Source organism: Novosphingobium sp. HR1a, assembly GCF_015594425.1.
In the GTDB taxonomy this organism is placed as follows: Bacteria; Pseudomonadota; Alphaproteobacteria; order Sphingomonadales; family Sphingomonadaceae; genus Novosphingobium; species Novosphingobium resinovorum_A.
On record NZ_JABXWS010000001.1, the window covers coordinates 34,604 to 49,288 of the forward strand.

The 14,685-nt window shown below is 65.6% G+C and carries 14 protein-coding genes; 10 read left to right on the top strand and 4 right to left on the bottom strand.

From position 1 onward, the window contains the following. Positions 1 to 26: 26 nt before the first annotated feature. The 4 genes from HWN72_RS00145 to HWN72_RS00160 all read left to right on the top strand — a co-directional run bounded on the left by HWN72_RS00145 (position 27) and on the right by HWN72_RS00160 (position 3,244). The gene (locus HWN72_RS00145) at positions 27 to 1,193 is read left to right on the top strand and encodes a low temperature requirement protein A (RefSeq protein ID WP_211149452.1); all 1,167 of its coding nucleotides are present in this window, start codon (positions 27 to 29) and stop codon (positions 1,191 to 1,193) included. A gap of 310 nt (positions 1,194 to 1,503) precedes the next feature. Further along, the gene (gene rplJ / locus HWN72_RS00150; RefSeq protein WP_008829398.1) at positions 1,504 to 2,016 is read left to right on the top strand and encodes a 50S ribosomal protein L10; all 513 of its coding nucleotides are present in this window, start codon (positions 1,504 to 1,506) and stop codon (positions 2,014 to 2,016) included. Positions 2,017 to 2,103: 87 nt separating this feature from the next. Continuing rightward, positions 2,104 to 2,478, top strand: a complete 375-nt coding sequence (gene rplL, locus HWN72_RS00155) for a 50S ribosomal protein L7/L12 (protein WP_008829397.1) — start codon at positions 2,104 to 2,106, stop codon at positions 2,476 to 2,478. A gap of 151 nt (positions 2,479 to 2,629) precedes the next feature. Next, the gene (locus HWN72_RS00160) at positions 2,630 to 3,244 is read left to right on the top strand and encodes a hypothetical protein (protein ID WP_211149453.1); all 615 of its coding nucleotides are present in this window, start codon (positions 2,630 to 2,632) and stop codon (positions 3,242 to 3,244) included. Positions 3,245 to 3,338: 94 nt separating this feature from the next. Here HWN72_RS00160 and HWN72_RS00165 read toward each other — a convergent pair whose 3' ends face one another. Beyond that, positions 3,339 to 3,773 (bottom strand): nuclear transport factor 2 family protein, encoded by a 435-nt coding sequence (locus HWN72_RS00165; RefSeq protein WP_211149454.1) that lies wholly within the window; start codon positions 3,771 to 3,773, stop codon positions 3,339 to 3,341. Next, positions 3,770 to 4,192 (bottom strand): cytochrome c family protein, encoded by a 423-nt coding sequence (locus HWN72_RS00170; RefSeq protein ID WP_172705011.1) that lies wholly within the window; start codon positions 4,190 to 4,192, stop codon positions 3,770 to 3,772. The genes HWN72_RS00165 and HWN72_RS00170 overlap by 4 nt, the downstream gene beginning before the upstream one ends. Positions 4,193 to 4,282: 90 nt before the next feature. On the opposite strand from HWN72_RS00170, the gene HWN72_RS00175 reads away from it, so the two are divergent. From HWN72_RS00175 to HWN72_RS00190, 4 genes are all read left to right on the top strand, one after another. Next, on the top strand, positions 4,283 to 5,701 hold the full coding sequence (locus HWN72_RS00175; RefSeq protein ID WP_211149455.1) for an MATE family efflux transporter: 1,419 nt from the start codon (positions 4,283 to 4,285) through the stop codon (positions 5,699 to 5,701). A 176-nt stretch (positions 5,702 to 5,877) separates the two neighbouring features. After that, positions 5,878 to 6,165: a co-chaperone GroES gene (groES, locus tag HWN72_RS00180; RefSeq protein ID WP_008829392.1), complete on the top strand. Its 288-nt coding sequence runs from the start codon at positions 5,878 to 5,880 to the stop codon at positions 6,163 to 6,165. Positions 6,166 to 6,206: 41 nt separating this feature from the next. After that, positions 6,207 to 7,850 (top strand): chaperonin GroEL, encoded by a 1,644-nt coding sequence (gene groL / locus HWN72_RS00185; RefSeq protein ID WP_008829391.1) that lies wholly within the window; start codon positions 6,207 to 6,209, stop codon positions 7,848 to 7,850. 324 nt (positions 7,851 to 8,174) lie between these two features. Next, entirely contained in the window at positions 8,175 to 9,236 is a 1,062-nt protein-coding gene (locus tag HWN72_RS00190; RefSeq protein ID WP_211149456.1) for a serine hydrolase, read from the top strand. Between the two features lie 73 nt (positions 9,237 to 9,309). Here the strand turns inward: HWN72_RS00190 and HWN72_RS00195 are convergent, their stop codons facing one another. Next, positions 9,310 to 9,636: a hypothetical protein gene (locus HWN72_RS00195; RefSeq protein ID WP_036528456.1), complete on the bottom strand. Its 327-nt coding sequence runs from the start codon at positions 9,634 to 9,636 to the stop codon at positions 9,310 to 9,312. A 200-nt stretch (positions 9,637 to 9,836) separates the two neighbouring features. Here HWN72_RS00195 and polA point away from each other — a divergent pair, with 200 nt between their 5' ends. Together polA and HWN72_RS00205 are read left to right on the top strand one after the other, a co-directional pair. Continuing rightward, positions 9,837 to 12,680: a DNA polymerase I gene (polA, locus tag HWN72_RS00200; RefSeq protein WP_211149457.1), complete on the top strand. Its 2,844-nt coding sequence runs from the start codon at positions 9,837 to 9,839 to the stop codon at positions 12,678 to 12,680. A gap of 176 nt (positions 12,681 to 12,856) precedes the next feature. Beyond that, on the top strand, positions 12,857 to 13,981 hold the full coding sequence (locus HWN72_RS00205) for a mechanosensitive ion channel family protein (protein WP_211149458.1): 1,125 nt from the start codon (positions 12,857 to 12,859) through the stop codon (positions 13,979 to 13,981). A gap of 120 nt (positions 13,982 to 14,101) precedes the next feature. On the opposite strand, the gene HWN72_RS00210 is transcribed toward HWN72_RS00205, so the two are convergent. Continuing rightward, a complete protein-coding gene (locus HWN72_RS00210) occupies positions 14,102 to 14,329 on the bottom strand; it encodes a hypothetical protein (RefSeq protein WP_008829704.1) in 228 nt (75 codons plus the stop codon). Between the last annotated feature and the right edge of the window lie 356 nt (positions 14,330 to 14,685).

The window sequence follows — 14,685 nt, forward strand, 5'->3', positions numbered from 1 at the left end:
CAAACAGCAGGGGCCCTGCCGCACAGATGACCAAGACCCGCAGCTGGCGACCGTTCGGCGCCCGCGATCCGCATGAACCGCACCGCGTCTCCACGCCGCTCGAACTGTTGTTCGACCTCGTTATCGTCATCGCCGTGGCCAGTGCCGCCGAGGGATTGCACCATGCGGTGGCTGCAGGCCACGCGGCGATGGGCGTGACGACGTTCGCGATGACCTTCTTCGCGACGTGGTGGGCGTGGATGAACTTCACCTGGTTCGCCTCGGCCTACGACAGCGACGGGCCGGTCTATCGTCTCATCACTTGCGTCATCATGGCCGGAGCGCTGGCCGTGGCAGCCGGGGTTCCGCGCGTCTTCGCGGGCGGCAGCCTGACGCTGGTGATCGTCGGCTACATCGTTATGCGTGTGGCGATGGTGGCGTTCTGGCTGATCGCCGCGCGCTCAGACCCCCGCCACCGGGCGACGGCAGTGAGCTATGCGGTCGGGATCGCGGTGACGCAGCTGTACTGGACCCTCGCGCTGCTGGTGCTGCGTCCGGCCGGGTTCAGCGCAGTGGCGGGACTGTTCGTGCTGGGCGCGCTGATGGAGATGGCCGTTCCCGTCATCGCCGAAGCGCGCGGCAAGACGCCCTGGCACCACCACCACGTTGCCGAGCGGCACGGGCTGTTCGTCATCATCGTGCTGGGCGAGGTGCTGCTCTCCAGCGCCGCCGCATTCACCTATGCCGATGCGCCGGGCGGACACCCGGCCGAACTGATCGTCCTGGCCCTTTCCGCACTGGCGATCACCTTTGCGATGTGGTGGCTCTATTTCTCGCAAGAAGGCCCGCTCGATCAGGAGCGCTTTTCCAGCTCGTTCAACTGGAGCTACGCTCATGCGCTGATATACGCAGGCGGCGCGGCGACCGGCGCAGGTTTCGCCGTCGCCATAGACAATGCCGCCGGGCAAGGGCACCACGCCCCTATCCTTGCAAGCAATCTCGCCGTCGCTGTGCCGTTGGCGGTCTACATGGTGGCGCTGTGGTTCGTGCGCGATCGGTTGGTGCTGACGGGACCGTGGCGTCACGGCCTGCTCGCCTTCGCGGCGGCGGTGATCGTGGCGGGGCACATCGGGCACTGGGCGCTGCCCGCGATGGCGCTCATCACCATCCTCGCCGTCGTTGCCCGCAGCCAGGTGCAATGCCGCCAATCCTGACCGTCCGGCCTTGACTCAGCACCGGCAATCCGCCATTGGCCCGCTCCGACTGATGGGGTGATTCCCGTCTGTCATCCGTCCGAGACCGCTGCTGAGGGCTCCCCTCTTAATTCGCAGCCTAGACGGGGACAAGGAAATCACCCGGCCCCACTCCTTCGAGCGTGGTGCCAACATCGTGTTTCGACCAAAGGTCATGCACGAGAACTCCTTCCCCTTCGACGGACTCGCCCGAGGTGCTGCAAGCGCCCCGGACAATACGTAGCCGGCTACGAAGGGCTCGCCTTTCGTAGCCATTGTGAAGGAGTATGGCATGGATCGTTCGCAGAAAGCCGAATCGGTCGCCTCGCTCAACGCGGTTTTCGCAGAGGCCGGCGCGGTGGTAGTCACCCGCAACCTCGGCATGTCGGTGGCCCAGTCCACCGCCCTGCGCGGAAAGATGCGTGATGCGGGCGCGACCTACAAGGTTGCGAAGAACCGTCTTGCCAAGCTTGCCATCGCGGACACCGACTACGTCGGTATCGGCGACTTCCTGACCGGCCCCACGGGTATCTCCTCTTCGGTGGACCCCGTTGCAGCCGCCAAGGCCGTCGTTGAATTCGCCAAGACGACCGACAAGATCGAGATCGTCGGCGGCGCGATGGGTTCGCAGGTTCTGACCCCCGAAGGTGTCAAGGCTCTCGCCTCGATGCCCTCGCTCGACGAACTGCGCGCCAAGCTCATCGGCCTCGTTCAGGCTCCGGCGACGAAGATCGCCCAGCTGCAGACCGCTCCGGCGGCCAAGCTGGCTCGCGTTTTCGCTGCCTACGCCGACAAGGCTGCCTGAGCGCTCGCTTAAGCAGAACGTTTCTTACGATTTATTCCGCCGCCGGGCATGAGGCCCACGGTGGACCACAGATCAGGAGTTATAATCATGGCCGATATCGCCAAGCTTGTTGAAGAACTGTCGCAGCTCACCGTTCTGGAAGCCGCTGACCTCGCCAAGGCTCTCGAAGAAGCATGGGGCGTTTCCGCCGCTGCTGCTGTCGCAGTTGCCCCGGCCGCTGGTGGCGCCGCTGCCGAAGCCGTTGAAGAGAAGACCGAATTCGACGTGATCCTCACCGGCGACGGTGGCAAGAAGATCAACGTCATCAAGGAAGTCCGCGCCATCACCGGTCTGGGCCTCGCTGAAGCCAAGGCTCTCGTCGAAGGCGCTCCCAAGGCCGTCAAGGAAGGCGCGACCAAGGCTGAAGCCGAAGAAATCAAGAAGAAGATCGAAGAAGCCGGCGGCACCGTCGAGCTCAAGTAATCTTCTTCCCGGTTCTTCCGGGCAGATAACGGAAAGGGCGGTGCCGCAAGGCGCCGCCCTTTTTGCGTTCCTGTTCCGTAATCCTGCGTTCAGCTTCGGGGAGGCAGCTTCGCATTCGCAAAGGGTCGAGTCACGAAGGAGAACATCCCCAATGCGAATGCCCCCCAGGAAGTACCTCGTCGGCGCTGCCGTGCTCGCCCTGCTTGGCGCCGGAGCGGCCGAGGCCGCCAGTACCCGGTTGCACACGATGAAGGTCGATGCGCCCGACGGCACCGTCGTCCACGTCCAATACACCGGTGACGTCGCGCCCAAGGTGCAGTTCGTGCCCGTCGATGCCCAAGGTCAGGTAGCGCAGCAGGCGGACATGCCGGTCATGGCCGATCCTTTCGCGCACATGGACCAGATCTCCGCGATGATGGACGCGCAGATGAACGCCATGATGCAGCGCGCGGCACTCATGCAGCAGCAGGCGGCCCGTATACAGCAGCAAGTGACGGCGGCGAGCGCGGACGGTGCTGCGATGCCGGGTCTCACGATGGTCGGCGACATGCCCAAGGGCGCGCATGTGACGTATTATTCGTCGAGCACCGATGCCAGCGGCTGCACGCGTTCGGTTTCGTATAGTTCCGACGGCTCGGGCGCACAGCCGAAAATGACGCAGGCTGCGTCCGATGGCTGCGATGCGGCGAAGGCGCCTTGGCAGGCCATTCCGGCCAAGGCGGAAGCCCCGGTCGAGCAGGCCCCGCCGCCCGGCCGCAAGGTCTGACCTGAACGCGTAATTCCGCGACGTCCCCGGTCCCTTGGACGTCGATCGACCGGGCCTTGCGCCGGGACAGGCGCAAGGCCCTTTTCTTTGGCAGTCAGGCCCGGTGGAGCACGCTCGCCGGGCTGATCCACAACGTACGCGGGCGGCGGTGGACAATGCGCCAAGCCCCGTCCTCGCGGCGCAGGTGATCGCGGTAGAAGCCGTTGTGGTCGAGGCCCACGACGCTCGTCACCAGCCAATAGGTTCGTGCGGCCGCTTCATCAGGAGTGGTGAATTCGACGTGGCAGGTCGTCAGATGGTGGCTGACGAAACCCGGCGTGCCGTCTGCCGGAGCGGGGATTACTGACGGCGCGGTCATCCAGGCGCGGATCGCCTCGCGCCCTCTGATCGTCTCATGCGCCAGTTCCAGAACGCCGTCCCCAGCGAAGCAGTCCGCGTAGGCATCTGCTCGCCGCGCATCCCCGGCCTGCGCGCAGCGTGCCAGATGCTGCTGGATTTCCGCGAGCGCGATGGACTCTTCGGGCGTCACTTCAGCGTTTCGAGATAGTCGATGATCGCCTTGCGCTTCTGCGCGTCAGCCACGGGGAGGACCATCTTCGTGCCCGGGACCATTTTCATCGGCCCCTGCAGCCAGGTGTCGAGGGTCTTGCGGTCCCACGTGATGCCGGAGCCCTTCAGCGCCGGGCTGAACGCATAGCCCTCCACCTCGCCAGCCTTGGAGCCGACGATGCCGTGCAGCGTCGGGCCGATACCGTTGCGACCCGGCTCGGTCGAGTGGCATGAGCGGCACGTCGCGAAAGCCATCGGCGCCGGGTCTGTGACGGCAGCCGGCGGCGGCGCGGCGGCGGTCGGGGAAGGCGTGGGAGATGCCTGCTCGGGAGCCTTCTCTCCGCAGCCGGCAAGTGTGGCGGCAAGGGCGAGGGGGGCAAGGATCGCGATCTGTTTCATGGTATCCCGGTAATACATCGGCCGTGCCATTCAAAGCGCCGGGACGAAATCGCTTCCCCTCGTCCCGGCCAGCATCTATCGCGCGGGCCGATGCGGGAGAGAACCAGAAACCACCCCTTGCGCGAGGAACTGCGCGCCACCCTGCGCCTTGCCGGGCCGCTGGCGCTTGCCAACATGCTGCAGATGGCGGTCTTCGCGATCGACGTGATCTTCGTGGCGCGGCTGGGGCAGGAGGCGCTCGCGGCGTCCAGTCTCGCCGTCGCCATCGTCGCGGTGGTGATGATGGGTCTGAACGGCGTGACCGGCGCGGTCGCCCCGTTGATAGCCGCCGAGATCGGGCGCCGCCGGAATTCCGTGCGCGAGGTGCGGCGTTCCGCCCGCATGGCGCTGTGGCTGGCACTCGGACTGGGGCTGGTGGCGGTGGGAATCTGCTTCTTCGGTGAACGGATCATGCTGCTGACCGGCCAGAGCCCTCGCATTTCGGTCATATCCGGGCACTTCATCCGCGTGATTTCGCTGGCGCTGGTGCCGATGGCGGTCGCCAATGTGTTGCGCACGTTCGTCTCGGCGCTGGGCAGGCCCGTCTTCGCCACGGTGATCACGGCGCTGTCGATCGGCGTGAATGCGCTGGGCAACTACGCGCTGGTCTTCGGTAACCTCGGCATGCCTGCGCTGGGCCTGACCGGCTCGGCGCTGGCGAGCACTATCACCGCCTGCGTTACGGTGCTGGCTTACGTCGTCGCCATCCGCAACGATCGCAACTTGCGCCGCTTCCACGTCTTCGGGCGCTTCTGGCGGCCCGAATGGCAGCGCCTGCGCCAGATGCTGCGGCTGGGCCTGCCGATCTCCGCGACCCTGATCGCGGAGGGCGGGCTGTTTTCCGGCGCCGCCTTCCTGATGGGACTGGTCGGCGAGGTCGAACTGGCCGCGCACACCGTCGCGCTGCAGATCGCCGCCTTCGCCTTCCAGGTGCCTTTCGGCATAGGCCAGGCCGCGACGATCCGCGTCGGCTATCACTACGGCGCCGGGGACCGCGATGCGATCGCGCGTGCCGGATGGGTGGCGATCGCGATCGGGCTCGGTTTCGTGGGACTGTCGGCGCTGGCGATGCTGCTGATCCCGCGTACGATCATCTCCGCCTACGTCGACGTTTCCGCGCCCGCCAATGCGGCGCTGGTCGCGCTGGCGGTGCAATATCTCTTCGTCGCTGCGATATTCCAGTTGACCGACGGCGTGCAGGCAATTGCCGCAGGCGTGCTCCGCGGTGTGCAGGACACGCGGATTCCTGCCTTGATCGCCATCGTCGGCTATTGGCTGGCGGGCTTCGCGACCTCGGTAGCGCTGGGCCTGTTCACACCGCTCAGAGGCGTAGGCGTGTGGATCGGCCTCGCGGTCGGCCTGACGGTCGCGGCGATCCTGCTCCTTGGCCGCTGGCACTGGCGCGGTCGATTCGGCCTTGTGCCGGAGCGGTCGATGCCTATCTCGGCGCCGATCGTCGCGCTGTCATAGAGCGATCATCTATCGGGCGCACCAGTTCGCCGCGAAGTTGAACGGCAGATAAATTTTTCTGCGAAGGCCCCATTGACGGCCTCCGGGCACCGGACCATATCTCCGCTCATTGGCACTCTCCTTCACCGAGTGCCAAGCCCAGTTTTATATTTCGTTGGATCTAGGGAGACACCCCAATGACTTTCCGCCCGCTGCACGACCGTGTTCTCGTGCGCCGCGTTGAAGCCGAGGAAAAGACCGCCGGCGGCATCATCATCCCCGATAGCGCCAAGGAAAAGCCCGCTGAAGGCGAGATCGTCTCCGTCGGCACCGGCGCCCGCGCCGAGAACGGCACGATCACCCCGCTCGACGTCAAGGTTGGCGACCGCGTCCTGTTCGGCAAGTGGTCGGGCACCGAGGTCAAGGTCGCTGGTGAAGACCTGCTCATCATGAAGGAATCGGACATCCTCGGCGTCATCGCCTGAGCATCCGATCCTACCATCTGATTTACTGAAGGAATTCAAAAATGGCAGCCAAGGACGTAAAGTTCTCGCGCGACGCTCGTGAGCGCATTCTCGCCGGTGTCGACACCCTCGCCAATGCCGTAAAGGTGACCCTGGGCCCCAAGGGCCGCAACGTCGTCATCGAGAAGAGCTTCGGCGCACCCCGCATCACCAAGGACGGTGTTTCGGTCGCCAAGGAAATCGAACTCAAGGACAAGTTCGAGAACATGGGCGCGCAGATGCTGCGCGAAGTGGCCTCGAAGGCCAACGACAAGGCCGGTGACGGCACCACCACCGCGACCGTCCTCGCCCAGGCGATCGTTCGCGAAGGCATGAAGTCCGTTGCAGCCGGCACCAACCCGATGGACCTGAAGCGCGGCATCGACCTCGCCGTCCTCAAGGTCGTCGAGAACCTCAAGGCGCGTTCGACCCCGGTTGCCGGTTCGTCGGAAATCGCCCAGGTCGGCATCATCTCCGCCAACGGCGACGTCGAAGTCGGCGAGAAGATCGCTGAAGCCATGGAGCGCGTCGGCAAGGAAGGCGTGATCACCGTCGAGGAGGCCAAGGGTCTCGAATTCGAACTCGACGTCGTCGAAGGCATGCAGTTCGACCGCGGCTACCTGTCGCCCTACTTCGTCACCAACCCCGAGAAGATGACGGTCGAACTCGAAAACCCGTATATCCTCATCCACGAGAAGAAGCTGTCGTCGCTGCAGGCGCTGCTACCGATCCTGGAAGCGGTCGTGCAGTCGGGCCGTCCGCTCCTCATCATCGCCGAGGACATCGAGGGTGAGGCTCTGGCCACGCTCGTCGTCAACAAGCTGCGCGGCGGCCTGAAGATCGCTGCGGTCAAGGCTCCGGGCTTCGGCGATCGCCGCAAGGCCATGCTGGGCGACATCGCCACGCTGACCGCCGGCGAGATGATCTCGGAAGACCTCGGCATCAAGCTCGAGACCGTGACCCTGGGCATGCTGGGCCAGGCCAAGAAGGTCACCATCGACAAGGACAACACCACGATCGTCGACGGCGCCGGTTCGGCCGACGAGATCAAGGGCCGCGTCGAGCAGATCCGCGCGCAGATCGAGGTCACCACCTCGGACTACGACCGCGAGAAGCTGCAGGAGCGCCTTGCTAAGCTGGCTGGCGGCGTCGCCGTCATCAAGGTCGGCGGTGCCACCGAAGTCGAGGTGAAGGAGCGCAAGGACCGCGTCGACGACGCTCTCCACGCGACCCGCGCCGCTGTCGAAGAAGGCATCGTCCCCGGTGGCGGCACCGCGCTGCTCTACGCAACGCGCGCCCTTGAGGGCCTGGCCGGCGCCAACGAAGACCAGACCCGCGGCATCGACATCGTCCGCAAGGCGATTGCCGCTCCGGTCCGTCAGATCGCCGAGAACGCTGGCAGCGACGGCGCCGTCGTCGCGGGCAAGCTGCTCGACCAGTCGGACGAAGGCATCGGCTTCAACGCTGCCACCGACGTCTACGAGAACCTGAAGGCCGCCGGCGTCATCGACCCCACCAAGGTCGTGCGCACCGCGCTGCAGGATGCCTCGTCGGTTGCCGGTCTGCTGATCACGACCGAAGCCGCGATCGTCGAGCGTGCCGACGACAAGCCCGCAATGCCGGCGATGCCCGGCGGCATGGGCGGCATGGGCGACATGGGCTTCTGATGAAGCCCTGACCCAGCGTCAGCATATCGAAGGGGCCGGGAGAGCAATCTCCCGGCCCTTTTGCTTGTTCTGGCGACGTTCGCTGCGCCCGACCCTTCGACAAGCTCAGGGTGAGCGGAGATAGTGCAGACCTCCACCCCGCTCGGGCTGAGCTTGCCGAGGTCGATCGATGCACACCGCGTAAACTTCGTTCATCTGCGTGAAAGGAGAGTGCGCATTTGGGAAATCGCCGCAAGTCCAATGCAACTCATCGCTGGACTCTGGCGTTTCGTCGCTGGAACGTTAACCGTTTGGGAATATGGACGAAGGTAGGGTGTGGGCTGCATGACCGGGGCAGACCGACTTTTCGCGCGGTGCCGCAAGGGCGCCGGACGCTTTTTCGCTGCTGCGACGATGCTCGCGGCCGTCACATCGCCGTATGTCGCGCAGGCGGAGCAGATCGATCCGCTCACCCGCCCGACCGAGCAGGTGGTGCAGGTCCAGAACAGCTTCGACGATATTTTCGGCACCGACCAGCGCGGACCGCGTACCTATAATTCTCCGTTCGGTCAGCAACTTGCCGCCGTCGCCAATGCCTCGCAGGGGCGCATCGGCGTCGCTGCGATGGACCTCGCCAGCGGCCGGATGGTCGACGTGCTGGGCGATCAGCGCTTCCCGATGGCCAGCACCAGCAAGATCGCCATCGCCGCGACTTTCCTGGAAGGCGTGGACAAGGGCAAGTGGAGCCTGTCGAGCGAATTCCCGCTGATGGTTCCGGTCGGCTCGGCGCCGTTCTCCAGCGCGATCGCACCGGTGCGGCCGGGTGAGTACATGTCTGCCACGCGCCTGATCGAGCTGATGATCACGCGCTCTAACAACTACGCAACCGACGCACTGCTGAAGGTCATCGGCGGTCCCAAGGCGGTCAATGCCTGGATCCAGCGCGCCGGGATCGACGACTGGCATATCGACCGCGACATCGCGACGCTGGTGCGCGACGATGGCGCCATCGATCCCGCCCGCGTCGTCGACAAGCGCGACAGCGCCACGCCCAAGGCCATGGTGAACCTGCTCTCGGGCATTTACCAAGGCAAGTGGCTGAGCCCGTCGAGCCGCAACGTCCTGCTCGGTGCGATGAGCCGCTGCCTGACCGGCAAGCGCCGTATTCCGGCCGGACTGCCTGCGGGGGTGGAGGTGTCCCACAAGACCGGCTCGCTCAACAACACCTCCAGTGACGTCGGCATCATCCAGACGCCCGATGGGCGGGTCTTCGCGGTTGCCATCTACGTGACCGGACAAGGCGGGCGCCCCGGGCGCGAGACGCGCATCGCCAACATCGCGCGCACGATCTACAACGGCTATCAGGCCGAAGGTCCGAACTACCCGCGCAGCGCCTCGGCGCGCTGAGCATCCGGACTACGGCGAAGGACACAAAAAAGGGGCCGCGAAGGCCCCTTTCCCGTTTCTTCGATCCGACAGATCAGTTGGTGTGCGGATTGCCGTCTGTGTGATCGTCGAGTTCCTTGGCGACGTCGTTCGCGGCCTTCTCGGCGTCGGCGGCGATGTCGTCGGTGGTCTTTTCGGCGCTCTTGGCTGCGTCCTTCGCGGCGTCGGCGGTGTCGTTGGCGGCCTGCGATGCGGTGGCGCCGGCATTGCCCAGCGCATCACCTACGTCCGAGGCGGTGTCGGAGAGGTCGTCACCGGCAGACGAAGCGGCTTCGCTGGCGGCGTCCTGGGTCTTTTCCGAGCAGGCGGCCAGCGACATGGCGGCCACGGCTGCGGCGGCAACGAAAACGATCTTGCGCATATTCTATCCCTCTTTCTGCGAGTTACCCCGTCGGCGAAAACGCCGCGTGAGCCTCTTCAACGGGCTCAGACCCGTGGGTACGAGGCACACTGCGGCGTTTCAAGCGCCCGGCGAAAACACCTGCGGACATGAACGGTTCCTGTGCAGCGAAGAAATCACCGCTGCTGACGCCGCCACGACACGCTGCTAGGGGTTGCGGCATGGATTCCAAGCAGCACCTCTATCTCGTCGATGGCTCGGCCTACATCTTCCGCGCCTATCACCGCCTGCCGCCGCTCACCAACCCGGAAGGGACGCCAGTGGGCGCGGTCTACGGCTACACGACGATGCTGTGGAAGCTGGCCGAGGATCTCAATAAGGCCGACGGTCCGACCCATCTGGCGGTAATTCTCGACGCTTCCAGCCACTCGTTCCGCAACGACATCTACGCCGACTACAAGGCCAACCGCCCGCCGCCGCCCGAAGACCTTGTCCCGCAGTTTCCGCTGATCCGCGACGCGACGCGTGCGTTCTCGCTGCCTTGCATCGAGGAGCAGGGTCTTGAGGCGGACGACCTCATCGCCTCCTACGCCCGCGCCGCCACGGCGCAGGGCTGGGACGTGACGATCGTGTCCTCGGACAAGGATCTCATGCAGTTGGTCGGCAAGTGCGGCATCGGCGGCGGCTGCGTCGACATGCTGGACACGATGAAGAACCAGCGCATCGACATTCCCGAGGTGATCGAGAAGTTCGGTGTCCCGCCCGAGAAGGTGGGCGACGTGCTCGCGCTGATGGGCGATGCGGTGGACAACGTGCCCGGCGTCTACGGCGTCGGCCCCAAGACCGCGACCAAGCTGATCCAGGACTACGGCGATCTCGAATCCGCGCTGGCCGCCGCGCCGGAGATGAAGAAGTCCAAGCTGCAGGAACGCCTGATCGAGCAGGCCGAGCAGGCGCGACTGTCCAAGGTGCTGGTGACGCTGAAGGAGGACTGCACCCTCCCGATGGCGCTCGACGACTTCAAGCTCGACGCGATCCCGCCCGAGCCGCTGGCCGCGTTCCTCTCCACCCACGGCTTCACCAGCCTCTTGAAGCGCCTCGACACCGGCCACGGCAGCCCCGAGCGCGCGACGCAGCTGAACCCGGCGAAGGCGACAACCGCTGCCGCTGCCAGCCCGACCGAAGGCGCGGCGCGTCAGCCCCTGCCCGAATGGCCCGCGATCGATCGCGATGCCTATGAGTGCGTGACGACGGACGCGCAGCTCGACGAGTGGATTGCGAAGGCCTTTGCCGCGCGGCTGGTCGCGGTGGACACCGAGACTTCGATGCTCGACGCGATGCGCGCCGATCTGGCGGGCATCAGCCTCGCGGTCGGGCCGAACGAGGCGTGCTATATCCCGCTGGGCCATGGTGGTAGCGATATGTTCGCCGAAAAGCCCGTTCAGGTATCGCTAGGTGCCGCTGTGTCCCGCCTGAAGCCGCTGCTGGAGAGCGATGCGGTGCTCAAGGTCGGCCAGAACATCAAGTACGACCTCAACGTGCTGGCCCGCCACGGCATTGCGGTGTCGCCGATCGACGACACGATGATCGTCAGCTTCTGCCTCGACGCCGGCCGCCAGATCGAGGGCATCGGCGGCGGGCACGGCATGGACGAGCTTTCGCAGCGCCACCTTGGCCATACCACGCTGACTTTCAAGGAAATCTGCGGCACCGGCAAGAAGGCGATCCCCTTCGGCGAAGTTCCGCTCGACCGCGCGACGCAGTACGCCGCCGAGGACGCCGACGTCACCTGGCGCCTGCACTCTGCGCTCAAGCCGCGCCTCTCCTTTGAGGGCGGCACCCGCATCTACGAGCGCGTCGATCGCCCGCTGATCCCGGTCGTAGCGCAGATGGAGCGCCACGGGGTCAAGGTCGACCGCGAGAAATTGTTCGGTCTTTCCAGCCAGTTCGCCGAGGCCATCGGCGCGCTGGAGAAGGAGATCTTCGAGAAGGTCGGCCAGGAATTCACTATCGGCAGCCCCAAGCAGCTCGGCGACATCCTGTTCGACAAGCTCGGCTACAAGGGCGGCAAGAAGGGCAAGAGCGGCCAGTATTCCACCGACCAGTCGGTGCTTGAAAAGCTGGCCGCCGAGGGCGAGGTCGTCGCCACCAAGGTGCTGGAATGGCGCCAGCTTTCCAAGCTGCGCTCGACATACACCGAGGCCCTGCAGGCCGCGATCAACCCGGAGACGGGCCGTGTCCACACCAGCTACAGCCTCGTCGGCGCGCAGACCGGGCGTCTGTCCTCGACCGACCCTAACCTGCAGAATATCCCGATCCGCACCGAGATCGGCCGCCAGATCCGCCACTGCTTCGTCGCCGAGCCGGGCAACGTCCTGCTCGCCGCCGACTATTCGCAGATCGAACTGCGCCTCGCCGCGCACATGGCCGACGTGCCCAGCCTCAAGGAAGCGTTCGCGGCGGGCGAGGACATTCACTCGCGCACGGCGATGGAGATGTTCGGCACGGTCGATCGCGACACGCGCGGCCGGGCCAAGACGATCAACTTCGCGATCCTCTACGGTATCTCGCGCTGGGGCCTCGCGGGCCGTCTGGGCACGTCCTCGGACGAGGCGCAGGCAATGATCGACCGCTATTTCGAGCGCTTCCCGGGCATCCAGCGCTACATCCACGAGACGCTGGAGAGCGTGCGCGCCAAGGGCTATTCGGAGACGCTGTTCGGCCGCAAGACGTGGTTCCCGCGCGTCAATTCCAAGAACCAGGCCGAGCGCCAGGGCTCCGAGCGCGCGGCGATCAACGCGCCGATCCAGGGCACCAGCGCCGACATCATCAAGCGGGCGATGGCGCGCATGACCCCGGCGCTGGTCGAGGCGGGCCTGCCGAACGTGCGCATGCTGCTGCAGGTGCACGACGAACTCGTCTTCGAACTGCCCGAGGGCGACGTCGCGGCAGCCTCTCCGGTGATCGAGCGGGTGATGGCCGAGGCGGCGCTGCCCGCCGTGACCCTCGACGTGCCGCTGGGGATCGAGATCGGCCACGGCGAGAGTTGGGGCGCGGCGCACTGAAGGTTCTGCCCACCCCGTCCGGCTAAGGCCTTCGGGCCAAGCCTTCCGGCCCTCCCGCAAGCGAGAGGGCTGCTTCCGATCCTCTCCCCTCCCGATTGCGGGAGGGGCTGGGGGTGGGCCGGGCAAAAACCACGACCACTCGCGAAACTGCTGCACTGCAGCATCGTTTGCTCCCCATGATCGACTTTATCGAGAGCCACATCGCGGGCCTTCCGAACTGGGCCGAGAGGCCGGTGGTCGCCATCGTCACCGCGCTGATCGGGGTGGTGCTGGCGCTGGCGATCCACACGATACTCTTCCGCGTCCTCGTCCGGGTGGCGCGGGGAAGCACCAGCGATGCCGACGACCTCGTCGTCAACCGCCTCGAACGCCCGACCCGCTGGGCCTTTCTCTCGATCGGCATGGTCATGGCCGCGCGCGAGGCTCCGGCACTCGATGCCGTATGGGACCGGCTGGCCCCGTTCGTCATGCCGCTCCTCACCGGCTGGGTGGCCATCGCGATCTTCCGCGCCTTCATCGAGGCGATGATCCTGCGCGCCGACATCACCGTCGAGAACAACCGCAACGCCCGCCGCCGCCGCACGCGCCTTGGCATTATGAGCCGCCTCGGCACCTTCCTGATCGTGTTCCTGACGATCTCGGGCATGCTGGCCTCGATCCCCGGGGTGAAGGAGATCGGCGTTACCCTGATGGCCTCGGCCGGCCTTGCCGCGCTGGCCGTCGGCGCCGCCGCGCAGCCCGCGCTCAAGGCGCTGATCGCGGGCATCCAGATGGCGATGACCGAGCCGATCTCGATCGACGACGTCATCATCCTCGACGGCGAATGGGGCCGCATCGAGGATATTCGCACCACTTACGTCGTCGTGCGCCTGTGGGACGACCGCCGCCTCGTCGTCCCCTCCAACCGCTTCCTCGAGGACACCTTCCAGAACTGGACCAAGACCACCTCGCAGCTGCTGGGCACCGTGTTCCTATACCTTGATCACGGCACCGACATCGGCCCGATCCGCGAGGAATATACCCGCCAGATCAAGGCCCACCGCCTGTTCGACCAGCGTGCCCAGATCCTCCAGGTCACTGACTGCCGCGACCAGACCCTCGAAGTGCGCCTCCTCATGAGCGCCCGCGACGGACCGACCCTGTTCGACCTGCGCTGCGAAATCCGCGAGAGCATGATGGACTGGATTCGCCGCGAAATGCCGGAAGCGCTCGCCCGTCGCCGCCAGTTGCAGGTCGCGCCGATGGAGCTTGCGGCCGCCCCTTCGATGGTGGAGGCGATGGGGAAGGGAGCCTTGAATTAAGAGGAAGGTGCGAGGGCCATCGCCCTCGCGCTCCCGTTATTGTCGTCGTCGTGCCCTGCGCTCGGGGGTGTGCAAGGTGACGCAGGTTTACACGGTTTACACGGTCCAGAGGGAAAAGTGTCACCTTGGGGCCGTTTCGGGGCCGAAAGTGTCACCTTGCAGGGCAAATGTGTCACCTTGCGCGCCCGATGTGTCACCTTGTGGTGTAACCTTGTGTGTAAAGGTGTCACCTTGTGCGGCTTGACGCTCCTGCCGGAAGAGGGCGCCCCAGGCCAGCCCCTCGTCCCAGACCTCGGCGAACTGCGGGCCGAGCCGCGCGCGCAGGCGATAGGCCGACTGGCGAGACATCCCCACCTCCCGCGCCGCCGCCGCAACCCCTCCCGTCCGAGCCAGCGCCGCGACGAAGGCATGAACCCTGGCTCTGGTCCAACGATAGTCGGCGTTGCTCCGGCGGGGCGATCTGGGTGCGCGAGGCTGGGTCATGCCGGGGAGGGTATGACGGGGTGGGGGATGTAGGAAAGTTGGATATTAAAGGCCAGTTTGTCGCCCGAAGCATGACACTAACAAACAGTTGACCTGACTAACGACCTATCATAATGACAGGTTCATGCAGAGCGGCGCGAACACGGTCCTTCAATTCACCCTCCCTTTTGGGGGGATGCAGGATCGCATTCGTGCTGCCGCAGAGGCGGGGAGCGTACTCA